We start from the raw sequence: 13045 nt of genomic DNA, 5'->3' as shown, positions 1-13045 counted from the left end.
CCCAGCTCGGGCCTCTGAGAGGTACGTCGATGACAACGATCATTCCGGATCCTTCGCACAAGACGGAAACCGATGGCTTGGTGGAGATGGCGTGGGATCCGATCACACGCATCGTCGGCAGCCTCGGTATCTACACGAAGATCGACTTCAAGCAGAAGGAAGTCGTGGAGTGCCACAGCACGTCCTCGATTTTCCGCGGCTATTCGATCTTCATGAAAGGAAAGGATCCGCGCGACGCCCACTTCATCACAAGCCGCATCTGCGGTATCTGCGGCGACAACCACGCCACCTGTTCGTGTTATTGCCAGAACATGGCGTACGGCGTGCAGCCACCGCATATCGGCGAATGGATCGTCAATCTCGGTGAAGCCGCTGAATACATGTTCGACCACAACATCTTCCAGGAAAATCTGGTCGGCGTGGACTTCTGCGAGAAGATGGTCTCGGAGACGAACCCCGGGGTGCTCGCGCAGGCGGAGAACACTCCGGCGCCGCACGCCGGGGACCACGGTTACCGGACCATCGCCGACATCATGCGATCGCTCAACCCGTTCACCGGCGAGTTCTACCGCGAGGCGCTGCAGGTCAGCCGCTGGACGCGGGAAATGTTCTGCCTCATGGAAGGACGGCACGTCCATCCGTCGACGCTGTATCCGGGAGGTGTGGGCACGTCGGCGACCGTCCAGTTGATGACCGACTACATGTCCCGCCTGATGCGCTACGTCGAATTCATGAAGAAGGTCGTCCCCATGCACGACGACCTGTTCGACTTCTTCTACGAGGCCATTCCGGGATATGAGAACGTCGGACTCCGTCGCACTCTGCTCGGCTGCTGGGGGTCGTTCCAGGATCCGGCGGTGTGCAACTTCGAGTACAAGGACATGGAGAACTGGGGCCGGTCCATGTTCGTCACTCCGGGTGTCATCGTGGACGGCAAACTCGTGACGACTTCCCTCGTGGACATCAACCTCGGTATCCGCATCCTTCTGGGCAGCTCGTACTACGACGACTGGACCGACCAGGAGATGTTCGTCGAGAAGGACCCGCTGGGTAACACGGTCGATCGCCGGCATCCCTGGAACCAGCACACCAACCCGCATCCGCAGAAGCGGGACATGGACGAGAAGTACAGCTGGGTGATGTCGCCGCGATGGTACGACGGCAAGGACTATCTCGCCCTCGACACCGGTGGTGGTCCGCTCGCCCGACTCTGGAGTACGGCTCTCGCGCAGTTGGTGGATATCGGTTACGTGCAGTCGACGGGCCACAGTGTGAAGATCAACCTGCCGAAGACGGCGCTGAAGGGCCCGGTCGAGCTGGAGTGGAACATTCCGCGGCACGGCAGTAACACCCTCGAACGCAATCGTGCGAGGACCTACTTCCAGGCGTATGCGGCGGCATGTGCCCTGCATTTCGCCGAGAAGGCGCTGGCCGAGATCCGGGCCGGGCACACCAAGACGTGGGAGAAGTTCGACGTCCCCGACGAGGGAATCGGATGCGGCTTCACGGAGGCTGTGCGTGGAGTCCTGTCGCACCACATGGTAATTCGGGACGGTAAGATCGCGAACTACCACCCGTACCCCCCGACACCGTGGAACGCGAATCCCCGGGACAGTTACGGAACACCCGGCCCCTACGAGGATGCAGTGCAGAAGTCGCCCATCTTCGAGGAGAACGACCGGGACCACTTCAAAGGCATCGACATCATGCGGACCGTCCGCAGTTTCGATCCGTGCCTGCCCTGTGGTGTCCACATGTATCTGGGAGAGGGAAAGACACTGGAGAAGCTGCATTCGCCCACCCAGTCCGTGACCGGCGAGTGACGAGGCAGGCATGGAGGAGGCTGGAGTAGACGGCCCCGATCGCTGGCGGACCGCCGGTGAAAGGATCGACGCCCTCCTGGACGCCAGTTCGGCGGGCGGCGCGGTTGCCCGCGAACGCGCCGAGCAACTTGTCCGGGAGGTCGTCGAACTGTACGGTGCGGGCCTGGAGCGGATGCTCGAGATCGTCGGTGAGCAGGACCGCGCACTGGTCGACCGGCTCGCCGCCGACGAACTCGTCGCCAGTTTGCTGTTGGTCAACGGTCTGCATCCCCACGACGTCGAGACGAGGGTGGCCACCGCGCTGGACAGTGTGCGTCCGTATCTGGGTTCACACGGCGGTGACGTCGAATTGCTCGGTGTCACAGACGGAGTGGTGCAACTGCGCCTCACGGGCAGTTGTCAGAGCTGCCCGTCTTCGGCGGTGACCTTGGAACTCGCTGTCAAGGACGCCGTGTATTCCGCCGCACCCGAGACGGTCGACATCGAAGTGGTCGGCGCGAAACCGGAGGCCGGGTCCGGGTTGATCGCCACGGAGTCGTTGTTCTCGCACGTTCATGCTCACGAGTCGGGAACCGGAACGTGGGTATCGGCGCCCGACATGGCGGACCTCGCGTCGGGGGAGGTCGGCGGTTTCTCGCTCGCGGGGTTGCCGGTGCTGGTGTGCCGGATCGGGGAGCAGCTGTTCGCGTTCCGCGACCGCTGCGCGGCGTGCACCAACTCACTGGCCGGGGCCACCCTGCAGCGGCGAGCAGGCGGCAAGGTCGGCGACGCCGTGCTCCGGTGTCCCACGTGCCGCGCGCATTTCGATCCCCGGGGCGCAGGAAAACGGCTCGACGGTGATCCCGAGGCCGAACCACTGGCTCCGCTGCCGGTTCTGGTCCGTGACGGCGTGATCTCCGTGGCGGTACCGGCCGCGGAGGTGGCGTGATGGGCGCGTCCGGAAAAGGATTGAGGATTCTGCAGCGAATCGCCTCCCAACGTCCGCAAACCGTGGAAGGCGAACGGTGCGACATGTGTGCCGTCCCGATCGCCGACGCCCACCAGCACGTAGTGAACGTGTCGGAGAGACACCTGATGTGCGTGTGCCGCGGATGTTATCTGCTGTTCACCGACGACACGGCGGAGCTGCGTTTCCGCGCGGTACCCGACCGCTACCTGTCGTTCCCGAACTTCGCGCTGGCACCGGGGCGCTGGGACGAACTCGAGATTCCCGTAGGGCTCGCGTTCGTGTTCCGGAACTCCGCCCTGGGCAGGACGATCGCGTTCTATCCCGGGCCGGCCGGCGCCACCGAATCGGAACTTCCACTCGCCGCCTGGGACGACGTGCTCGCCGCCAACCCGGCGCTCACCCAGCTGTCGGCCGATACCGAAGCGCTGTTGTTGCGGGTGCCCGAACACGGTGGCGAACCCGAGTGTTTTCTCGTCCCGATCGACGCCTGCTACCAATTGGTGGGTGAGCTTCGCCGGCTGTGGCGAGGATTCGACGGCGGCCAGGATGCCCGCCGCGCCATCGACACCTTCTTCGACACGGTACGGTCCCGCAGCCGCGTCGCGAAGGAGCCGTCGTGACGGAGCTGTCGTTCGACGTCGAAGAGGTTCTTCCCGAACCGTATGCCGTCGTCCCCAATCTCACTGCCCGCCTTCGGGTGGCGGAGACGACGGGTGCCGTGGTGCATGCCATGGCCCTCCGGTGTCAAGTGCGGCTCGATCCGCAGCGCCGTCGTTACACCGACCGGGAGGCCGAAGGGCTGCTCGACTTGTTCGGCCCGCGTGCGCGGTGGACAGCAACGTTGAAGCCTTTCCAGTGGATGGAGACCAGCACTGTCGCCCAGGGTTTCACCGGGTCGACCGTGGTGGACCTTCCGCTTCCGTGTACCTACGACTTCGAGGTGACGGCGTCGAAGTATCTGCACGCACTCGAAGCCGCAGATTCACCGATCCCGTTGATGTTCCTGTTCAGTGGCACCGTCTTCACCCGGGGTGTTGCCGGGTTCGGTGTCGAACGAATTCCCTGGGACCGGGAGGCCACCTACGAACTACCGGTGACCGTCTGGCGGGACCTGGTGTCGGCGCATTATCCGAACACGGGCTGGCTGCGCCTCGACCAGGACACGCTGGCGGCACTCGCGCGGTACAAATCGTCGCACGGCCTGATCGGGTTGGATGTTGCCGTCTCGGATCTGCTGCAGGGAGCCGGGGAGGTGATCGCATGATCTCCCCGGCGTCCCTGCAGCGCGTGCGCGCCGTCGCCGATGCGGTGCTCTACGAGGGTTACCTGCTCTATCCGTATCGTGCGAGTTCGTCGAAGAACCAGTCACGATGGCAGTTCGGTGTCGTGGGGCCACCGGGCGCAGCGGATGCAGGTGTCGGCGAGGAATCGACGATGTCCTGCTCGACGTTGTTGCGGGCGGACGACAACGCGGCGGTCGGCATCACCCTCCGATTCCTGCAGCTGCAGGTGCGGTGTGTCGAGCGGGCAACCGATGAGGCGGGCACCGAATTCGCCGGCGTCGACGAATTGACCGTCGACGGGACCAGCTGGCTCAGCTGGGACGAGGCGGTGGAACGTGAGTTCGACTTGGGTGCACCGAGGCTCGCAGAATGCGGTGGTGGTCGACGTCTCGACGTCCACATCGACGGGGGTTCCGAGGTAGAGGAGCTGCGGAGAGCGGATGGGTCTCTCGCCGGTCGAGTGGTGCGTACCCGGTGGCCTGCAGACGCCGTCGTGACGGCGGACTGCGAGAACAGTGACGGATTCACCCGGCTTCGGCTCGAGGTGGAGAACGTCACTACCGGCGACTCCGGCCTGGACCGGGACGGCGCCATCCGGCAGTCGCTGATTGGCGCGCATTTGATCCTCGCGGCAGAGGGCACGGACTTCGTGTCGCTACTCGAACCCCCGGCCGAGGCCGAACACCTGGCGTCCGCGTGCACGCAGCACCGGTGCTATCCCGTCCTCGCCGGGTTGCCGGGGGAAACCGACCTCGTGCTGGCGTCACCGATCATCTTGTACGACCACCCGGAGATTGCGGAGCAGAGCGACGGTGCCCTGTTCGATGCTACCGAAATCGATGAAATCCTCACTCTCCGCGTCATGACTCTCACCGAGGACGAGAAGCGTCAGGCCCGGGCCACCGACCCGCTCGCGGCACGGATCATCGACCGCTGCGACGAGATGTCGCCGTCGACGCTCGCGCAGATGCACGGCATCCTGCGGGATCCACACCTTCCGGACATGGGACTCGTCCCGGAACTGACCGACGACGTCCCGTGGTGGGACCCGGAGGCGGACAAGGCGGTTCGGCCCGACGTCGACGGTGTGCTCGTCGACGGCGTGCGGGTCGCCAACGGCAGCGTGGTGCGGCTCCACCCGTCGCGTCGCGCGGACGCCCAGGATTTGTTCTTCGCCGGGCAACTCGCCCGGGTCGTCACCGTCCACGCCGACGTGGACGGTGACACACACATCGGCGTCGTGTTGCAGGACGACCCGGCGTCGGACATGCACGAGTGGTACGGACGGTATCTGTACTTCGCCCCCGATGAGGTGGAGCCCATATCGACGGACACCGGAAAGGATGAACAGTCATGAAGGTTCTCGGAGAGGTCACCACGGCGGCGTTGGCCATTCTGGCGGTTGCCGGAGTGGTGGCAGCGGTCGTCTCGCTACCCGACATCAAGCGGTATATGCGTATCCGGCAGATGTGAGTGCTCCATGACGGTGGACAGGCGAGTTCTTGTTGCCGGGGTGGGCAATATCTTTTTCGGAGACGACGGGTTCGGCCCCGAAGTGCTGCGCGCAGTCGCGTCCAGGCCGTTGCCGCCGGGTGTCCGCGCTGTCGATTTCGGCATCCGGGGAACCCATCTCGCGTACGAACTGCTCGACGGGTGGGGCGCGCTCCTCCTTGTCGACGCGGTTCCGAACCGAGGTGCCCCCGGCGCGCTCAGTGCCGTCGAAGTGCAGCCCGACTCGATTCCGGACGCCCCTCTCGACGCGCACAGCATGGACCCGGCTGCCGTCTTCGCCAGCCTGCAGGCGTTGGGCGGCACCCTGCCGCGGACCGTGGTGCTCGGGTGTCAGGTGGAAAACACGGAGGAGGGCATCGGACTGTCGGTACCTGTCCAGGCCGCCGTGGAGCCGGCCGTCGAGGCGGTGCTGGACGTGGTGCAGCAGCTGCTCGATGCCGGTGCCGCTCTGCAAGCGGAGGGAAAGGAGAGCTGAATCATGTGTCTCGGTATTCCCGGCCGCGTAGTGCGCATGCTCGAGGGTTACGGCAACCAGTTGGCCCTCGTCGATGTGGTCGGCGAGGAGCGGCGCGTCAACATTGGCATGCTCGACGACGACGTGCACCTGGAGCCCGGCGACTGGATCGTGATCCACATGGGGTTCGCCATGGAGAAGGTCGACGAAGCCGGCGCCGAGAGGGCGATGGCCGGACTGGAGATGATGGGGCGATCGCGGACGGCAGACGACGACCAGGCGTGAACAGGGTCCTCTGGTTCGGTCACGTGATCAGTGTCTCGTCGCTGCGCGGGCCCTTCAGGATGACGGGGACGCCCTCGTACGCGTGCAGTGTCACCGGGAAGCTGTGGAGTTCGTCGACGGTCCCGACGAGTTCGTCGGTGAAGAGGTCGTACGCGGCCGCACCGGCGGGTAGATGCTGCGATTGGACCGTTGCGGTGATTTCCTCGGAGGTGAAGTTCAAGACTGTCACCTGAGTGCTCATGTCAGCGAGTTGGTGCACCATGACCAGCAATCCCTTGTGTGAGACCGTCGGGACATCGATCTGCACGCCTGTCGCAATTCCGAAGCGATTTCGAACCTCGATGATCCGGGACAGCTTGCAGGCGAACGACTCCGGATTCCGTAACTGCTCGGGCAGGGTGCCGTAGAGGCTGGTGGCCCGCGGAATACCGGACTCCGATCGGGTGGCCTCCGGGTTGACGCCCATGAGGTCGTGGGCGCCGCGGTTGATCCACCTCGTGTCGCCCTCGCGGACGAGGTCGGCTACGTCGTCGACGGGTACCGGGAGCAGCCCGCACAGATCCCAGCCGGACAACGCGAACACCCCGGGCTGAAGTGCGTTGTACATCGCGAGGAGAAGATGCGCGCGTTCGACCATGGCGACGTCGTCGGCCGTCATCCGGTCGAGGTCCCGGATTCCGAACGTCGCCGTGATGACACTGGCTGTGGTGCAGGCGATTCCGTTGGTGGTGAAGGTGCGATTGTACGGCGCCCATCGCCCGGTGAGACGTTCGCACAAGTCCTTACGGATGCGGTCACCGAGCTGAGAACCCTTGATCGGCTCGCCGCCGTAGACGAATTCGTCGTCTTTGTGGAGGGTGGCGAAGTGCACCAGCTCGAACGTCAACTCGTCGTGGTTCTGCAGAGCATGGACGAGGGATGCGGTATCGACGCCGTGATCGCGCGCCAGATTCATGGTCAAGCGAAGAAATTCGGTGTTGCCCATCACCAGGGCATGGTGATAAGCGGGCCGGTTGATGAAGTCGTACGACAGGTCCGCGCCGCTGGTGCCCATCTCCTTGATGTCGTCGATGGTGAGGTTCAACTCCTGGAAGGTGAATCCGCCCATCTTGCGGACGATGCTCGCGATCAGGTGGTTGGCCGCTTCCGACAGTGGATGTCCTTCCGACCACCCCGGTCCTTCCGTTCGCCGTTCGACACCTAGGAAGCCGTTGGCGTCGAGTCGCAGGGCCCCTGCCCCGAGGTCGGCCAGTGAATGGCACGCATCTCCGATGACCAGCCGCATACCCGCGAACGATGGATCGAGCCAGTTGATGGAGGGCTGACCCGCCTTGAAATAGTGCAGGTAGACCCAGCGCCGGTCGACGCCGTCTACTCCCGTGACGACGGGCGTGACGCTCCAGTTGGTCTCCTTGACACCGAGTTCGTAGAAGATCACACGCTGGAGTTGGCCGATGATGTAGCCCGCACGCGCCAACTGGGCCTCGGTCTCGGCGTCGATGTTGACCGAGTCCCGGCCCTCCGGCACGCGGGGGAGTAGGTGCCAGTCCGGGGGTTCGATCTCGATCATGTGGTAGATCCCCGGATAGTCCGCGTACGCCATCTCCGCCAGACGGAAATCCGCGCCCTTGCCGGTGTGGCCCGGGACGATGTCGTCGATGACGGTGCCGTCATACGCTGCGGCGACGACGCAGAGGCGACGGAACTCTTCCTCGGTGCCGAAGGCGGCATCGATCTGCATACTGATTCTGTCGAAGTGACCGTCCACCGACGGGGTGGACTGCCAGCCGTTGATGCCGCCGGCCTGCTTGACGGGCCCGGTATGAACTGCGGTCACGCCGATCTGTGAAAAGGCCTGCCACAGGGCCTCGTCGCCGAGTGAGGCCAGGAAACTGGCACCGTCAGCCGTGATGATCGATATGGGGTATGCGGTGAACCAGACGGGCGCACGCTCGACAGCCGCGCGCGGGTTCGGGTCTGCGTACGGGTTCTGCCACATGCTGCCCTTGCCGGACAGCTGCTCGGCAATCTGAGTTGCGTCATGGAGGATGGACTGCTTGATGAGCCAATCCACGTAGGCGGGATTCGACGGGTGCGCGTCACCGGACTGGGTGTCCACCCGCGGGCTACGCCGGACGGACGGACGTAGAGGTCGTGGTCGTGCTGGATAGAACTGCTCGTCGTAACTGACTTCACTGGGCTCGTGATGGACCTCAGGGTTCATGTTCCTCCGTCTGTTTCTCGGTAACCGGGTACCCGTCGATAGTGACGCACAATCGACGTTCGCGGTCCGAGTCACGATTGAGGACAGAAGCCCTGACCCGGTATTGCCTCGATATCAGTGGGCGTGTCCGGAGGGGAAGTGGACCGACCCGTCACTACCTACGCAACCTCCCTGGACCGGGCCGCTGCCGAAGAAGACACTGTTGGACTGGCCGATGCTGTTCGGGGGAGCCGTTCCCACTCCGCCGCCGGTGACCCCGATGGTCCCGCAGGAGTAACTGTGCTGATCGTTTGACCGGACGTTCAGTTGGGTGCCGGGAGTGGCAGGGTCTCCGTGAAGGGTAGGTCCCGCCGATGCGACACCGGTGCCGAGCGCGACGGTGATCGCCGCCGCCGCAATAACCGTGCGCAGTACAAAACCGTTCATCTCTAGCTTCACCTCTGGTCCAATTGTGGCCGGCTTCCCCTGACCGGTTCGACGATGCTGGGCTCCCCCGCTCAGTGTTTCGTTTCCGATAGAACAATCATCATCCGAAACGCGCCCGGAATCATCCGCCCATCAGCACGAAAGCTGAGGCTGGATTCGAACTCGTCTGTGCAAGCGGCACGGCCGATCGGCACACCTCGGCGTAATGGGTCACGTCACCGAGTGGTGCCACAAGTCGGTTACTTGGTGCCGAAGATCCGGTCGCCCGCGTCTCCGATGCCGGGCAGGATGTAGCCGTGCTCGTCGAGCTGCCGGTCGACGGCGGCGGTGTAGATCGGGATGTCGGGATGGGCATTCTGCAGGACGGCGATGCCTTCGGGACAGGTGACCAGGCAGACGAACTTGATGCTCTTGGGGCTGCATTCCTTCAGCCGCTCCACCGCCGCCACCGCGGAGTTGCCGGTGGCCAGCAACGGGTCGACGATCACCACGTCGCGCTCGTGTAGATCGCCGGGCATCTTGAAGTAGTACTCCACTGCCACGAGTGTCTTGGGATCGCGGTACAGACCGATATGGCCGACGCGCGCGCCCGGCACAATCGTCAGCATCCCGTCGAGGATTCCGGTGCCTGCGCGGAGGATGGAGACGAACACCAGCTTCTTGCCGTCGATGACCTTGCCGGTGGTGACTTCCATCGGCGTCTCGATGTCGATGTCCTGCATCGGAATGTCACGCAGGACCTCGTAGGTCATCAACGCGGAGATCTCGTTGGCCAGTCGTCGAAAGCTGTTGGTGGAGGCATCCTTACGGCGCATCATCGTGAGCTTGTGCTGTACCAGAGGGTGATCGATCACGTGCACTGTTCCCATGTATCCGTCCCCGTTTCGCTCTAGAAGACCGTGCCGTCGCTGATGATGGACAGCGGTGGCAGCCCGCCTCTCGCCCGCTGAGACAGGGTGCGGCCTGCGGCCCAGGTGCCGCCCTCCAGGACGCAGGCCAGCGGAAGCCGTGCGGCGTCCACGCCGAGCCGTCCGCGCACCAGCGGGGCCAGTTCGTCGAGGAGCGCGACCGTCAGCGCGCGCCACTCGACCACCACTTCGTCACCGGCCGTCCAGCGGTGTGCGGCCCAGGTCGGGTCGTTCAGGCGTAGTACCCCGGTGTCCAGTAGGAGACCGCCGTTGCGGTATTCGGGCAGGCCGGTCAGGGCGTCCAGCCCGACCACCCGCACGCCTGCCCACTCGAAGGGCTCCAGCAGCGAGTAGGTCAGCCACTGCGACAGCTTGTGGAACGGAATCCAGCCTCGGGTCAGGCCCGGCCCGACCACCGCCTCGTGGCGCCAGCAGTCGCCCAGGGGCTGACCGCCGATGGCGTTGTCTGCCGGCCAGATGCCCGACAGCGACGTCAGAACGTGGGAAAGAATGTCGTGTGCCGCCACTGACGACGTGGCCGAGCCGTGCGGCTCTGTCAGCAGGTCGAACAGGCCACCCGGCCGTCCGTGCGGGCCGAACACCGCGGGTTGTGCGGCGAGTGCGTCGCCCAGCCGGCGCAGCAGGAGCACCCGGCCTTCGAGGCCTACCAGCGGATTGGACGGGCCGACCTGGAAGAACTCGGCCAGCCGGTTGGTGTCCAGGTCCCGTAGTGCGGCCGCATCTACCTGCAGCGGGTGTGCCGCGTCGCTCGAGAACAGGCCGCCGACGAACGCGTGCCAGCTCGCGACACCCAGTCCCTCGGAACGGGCGAACCGCTGCCCGCCGGCTTTCTCGTCGTAATGCCAGTCGGGACCCGCCCCGGCATCGAGCAGCACGCTGACCACCGCCAGATCGATCATCGCGCGGGCACGGGCCTGCACGTCCAGCCCGGCCAGCCGGGCATCGAGGTCGGCCTTGCGGTCGACGCCGCCGGCCTCGAAATGCCGCCAGCGACTGTGGTAGGGAATCGCGAGGTCCGGATAGCGCGCACGGGTCACGTCGACCACCTCGGCCGCGGCAGTCTGCAAGGCGTCGTCGTGAACGCTGAACCAGCGCGAGCCGCCCTCTCGCGCGCGGCGCAGCAGCTGCCCTGAGCGTTCCCGCACAGCGGTCGTGGTGCGCAGCGCCGCGGCCGCGCCCTCCGCCCGCCCGGTGTCGACGTCGGGACCGACGCCGAGCATGCTCATTCGTCCAGCTCCCGGCCTTTGACCTTCGCCAGTTCGTCGGCGTTCGGCACCACGCCCGGCGTGAAGTAACCCGCCGCCATCTTGGCGTCGATTTCCACCCGCGCGTCGGCCGGGATCAGCTCGTCGGGCAGGTCCACCCGTTCCCCGACCTCGATGCCCGAGCCCGTGATGGCGTCGTACTTCATGTTGCTCATCGAAACCAGGCGGTGAATCTTGCGCACCCCCAGCCAGTGCAGCACGTCGGGCATCATCTCCTGGAAGCGCATGTCCTGCACGCCGGCGACACATTCGGTGCGGGCGAAGTACTGGTCCGCGGTGTCGCCGCCCACCTGACGCTTGCGGGCGTTGTAGACCAGGAACTTGGTCACCTCACCCAGCGCGCGGCCCTCCTTGCGGGAGTAGGACACCAAGCCGACCCCGCCGTGTTGCGCACCCTGGATGCATTCCTCGATCGCATGCGTCAGGTACGGGCGGCAGGTACAGATGTCGGAGCCGAAGACGTCGGAGCCGTTGCATTCGTCGTGCACGCGCGCCGTCAGCTCCACGGCAGGATCGGCCAGGTCGCGTGGGTCGCCGAAGATGTACACGGTCTGCCCACCGATCGGCGGCAGGAACACCTCGAGATCCGAGCGGGTCACGAGTTCGGGATACATGCCCCCGGTCTCCTCGAACAGCACGCGGCGTAGATCCGACTCGCTGCAGTGGAAGCGCTCCGCTACACCCGGCAGGTGCCAGACAGGTTCGATCGCCACCTTGCTGACCAGCGCAGCACCGTTGGACATCAGGAAACGGCCGTCCGGGCGCAGTCGGCCTTTCTGGATGGCATCCATGATCTCCGGCAGCATGACGTGTGCCTTGGTCACGGCGATGCTGGGGCGGATGTCGTGGCCGGCGGCCAACTCGGCCGCGAATACCTCCGCCACCATGGCGCCCCACGGGTCGAGGCTCACGATTTTGCCGGGCTCGCTCCACTGAGGGTACGGGCCGATGATGTTGGTAGGCGCGGTGTTCGTGAGGTCGGCCTTATGGTGGCGCGACAGCGCGCCGGCCGCGACCGCCAGCGCCCGGTAAATGCTGTAGGAGCCGCTGTGCGTGCCGACCACGTTGCGGTGGGCGCGGTTGGTAGTGGTGCCGACCACCGGTCCGCGCTCGGCAGCCGTGGGAGCGCTCCATCGAATCGGCAGGGACCCGACGCCGCCACTGTGCGACGTCAATCGGATGTGCCCGCTGGCGGTTTCGGGCGTGGCAGGCGACTGTGTGGTGGGGACGACTTCAGCGGACATGGCGTTCCTCCGTAACGACGGCCCGGCGACGAGGCACGCCTCCGGAACGTATCTCCCGCGCCCGGACGCTGCCGGCCACCGGAGACGCAAGCATAGCTATTTGCAGCGACTATCGCGTGGCGTGCACGTCCGCCGGGTCTGTCTTCCGGCTGGAGTGGTGGGCACTGGGCAACTGCGGTGCGGCGTGGCACGATCGAGCAGGTGACCAGCAGACCCGCCTCAGCGCAGCACCTGCAGGACCTTGCACGTCTGCGCCGCGTTCGCGACCGGATCGACAGGGAGTACGCGCAGCCGCTGGACGTCGAGGCGCTCGCCCGCGGCGTGAACATGTCGGCGGGGCACCTCAGCCGCCAGTTCCGGCTGGCCTATGGCGAGTCGCCGTATTCCTATCTGATGACACGGCGTATCGAACGCGCGATGGCGCTGCTGCGTCGTGGCGACCTCAGTGTCACCGAGGTGTGTTTCGCGGTCGGCTGTTCGTCGCTGGGCACCTTCAGCACCCGCTTCACCGAGCTGGTCGGTGTTCCGCCCAGCGTCTATCGCCGCGCGGCGGAGCACGCGACGGCGGGGATGCCGTCCTGCGTGGTGAGACAGGTGACCAGACCGATCAGGAATCGAGAAGCGTCGGCACCCGAGCCACAGCTAACGTGA

13 protein-coding genes are annotated in these 13045 nt (G+C 65.4%); 8 read left to right on the top strand and 5 right to left on the bottom strand.

Going from position 1 to position 13045, the window contains the following annotated elements; genetic code table 11:
• The first annotated feature begins 29 nt into the window (after positions 1-29).
• The 7 genes from HYG77_RS11625 to HYG77_RS11595 all read left to right on the top strand — a co-directional run bounded on the left by HYG77_RS11625 (position 30) and on the right by HYG77_RS11595 (position 6306).
• Complete coding sequence (locus HYG77_RS11625; RefSeq protein ID WP_208962727.1) at positions 30-1823, top strand: nickel-dependent hydrogenase large subunit; 1794 nt, start codon at positions 30-32, stop codon at positions 1821-1823.
• 10 nt (positions 1824-1833) lie between these two features.
• Positions 1834-2751: a NifU family protein gene (locus tag HYG77_RS11620; RefSeq protein WP_208962726.1), complete on the top strand. Its 918-nt coding sequence runs from the start codon at positions 1834-1836 to the stop codon at positions 2749-2751.
• Positions 2751-3392: a DUF5947 family protein gene (locus tag HYG77_RS11615; RefSeq protein ID WP_109326714.1), complete on the top strand. Its 642-nt coding sequence runs from the start codon at positions 2751-2753 to the stop codon at positions 3390-3392. The genes HYG77_RS11620 and HYG77_RS11615 overlap by 1 nt, the downstream gene beginning before the upstream one ends.
• A complete protein-coding gene (locus tag HYG77_RS11610; protein ID WP_109326715.1) occupies positions 3389-4036 on the top strand; it encodes a DUF6084 family protein in 648 nt (215 codons plus the stop codon). Before HYG77_RS11615 ends, HYG77_RS11610 begins: the two co-directional genes overlap by 4 nt.
• The gene (locus HYG77_RS11605) at positions 4033-5412 is read left to right on the top strand and encodes a hypothetical protein (protein WP_208962725.1); all 1380 of its coding nucleotides are present in this window, start codon (positions 4033-4035) and stop codon (positions 5410-5412) included. Before HYG77_RS11610 ends, HYG77_RS11605 begins: the two co-directional genes overlap by 4 nt.
• A 123-nt stretch (positions 5413-5535) precedes the next feature.
• Positions 5536-6042 (top strand): hydrogenase maturation protease, encoded by a 507-nt coding sequence (locus tag HYG77_RS11600; protein WP_109326720.1) that lies wholly within the window; start codon positions 5536-5538, stop codon positions 6040-6042.
• 3 nt (positions 6043-6045) lie between these two features.
• Positions 6046-6306, top strand: a complete 261-nt coding sequence (locus HYG77_RS11595) for a HypC/HybG/HupF family hydrogenase formation chaperone (protein WP_109326721.1) — start codon at positions 6046-6048, stop codon at positions 6304-6306.
• A gap of 19 nt (positions 6307-6325) precedes the next feature.
• Here the strand turns inward: HYG77_RS11595 and treS are convergent, their stop codons facing one another.
• The 5 genes from treS to HYG77_RS11570 all read right to left on the bottom strand — a co-directional run bounded on the left by treS (position 6326) and on the right by HYG77_RS11570 (position 12394).
• Positions 6326-8530 carry a maltose alpha-D-glucosyltransferase gene (treS, locus tag HYG77_RS11590; RefSeq protein WP_109326724.1) on the bottom strand — a complete coding sequence of 735 codons (2205 nt, stop codon included), beginning with the start codon at positions 8528-8530 and terminating at the stop codon, positions 6326-6328.
• 114 nt (positions 8531-8644) lie between these two features.
• Positions 8645-8956 (bottom strand): hypothetical protein, encoded by a 312-nt coding sequence (locus HYG77_RS11585; RefSeq protein ID WP_208962724.1) that lies wholly within the window; start codon positions 8954-8956, stop codon positions 8645-8647.
• 239 nt (positions 8957-9195) lie between these two features.
• Positions 9196-9825, bottom strand: coding sequence for a uracil phosphoribosyltransferase (gene upp, locus HYG77_RS11580; protein WP_109326726.1), 630 nt, complete (start codon positions 9823-9825; stop codon positions 9196-9198).
• Between the two features lie 20 nt (positions 9826-9845).
• Positions 9846-11111 (bottom strand): URC4/urg3 family protein, encoded by a 1266-nt coding sequence (locus tag HYG77_RS11575; protein ID WP_208962723.1) that lies wholly within the window; start codon positions 11109-11111, stop codon positions 9846-9848.
• Positions 11108-12394 carry a GTP cyclohydrolase II gene (locus HYG77_RS11570; protein WP_208962722.1) on the bottom strand — a complete coding sequence of 429 codons (1287 nt, stop codon included), beginning with the start codon at positions 12392-12394 and terminating at the stop codon, positions 11108-11110. Before HYG77_RS11570 ends, HYG77_RS11575 begins: the two co-directional genes overlap by 4 nt.
• Before the next feature lie 201 nt (positions 12395-12595).
• On the opposite strand from HYG77_RS11570, the gene HYG77_RS11565 reads away from it, so the two are divergent.
• Positions 12596-13045, top strand: a complete 450-nt coding sequence (locus HYG77_RS11565; protein ID WP_208963359.1) for a helix-turn-helix transcriptional regulator — start codon at positions 12596-12598, stop codon at positions 13043-13045.

The organism is Rhodococcus sp. ZPP, from assembly GCF_017656075.1.
Classification (GTDB): domain Bacteria; phylum Actinomycetota; class Actinomycetes; order Mycobacteriales; family Mycobacteriaceae; genus Rhodococcus_F; species Rhodococcus_F oxybenzonivorans.
Note: the sequence above shows the minus strand (reverse complement) of the source record. Positions and strands in the feature narration are given on the sequence as shown.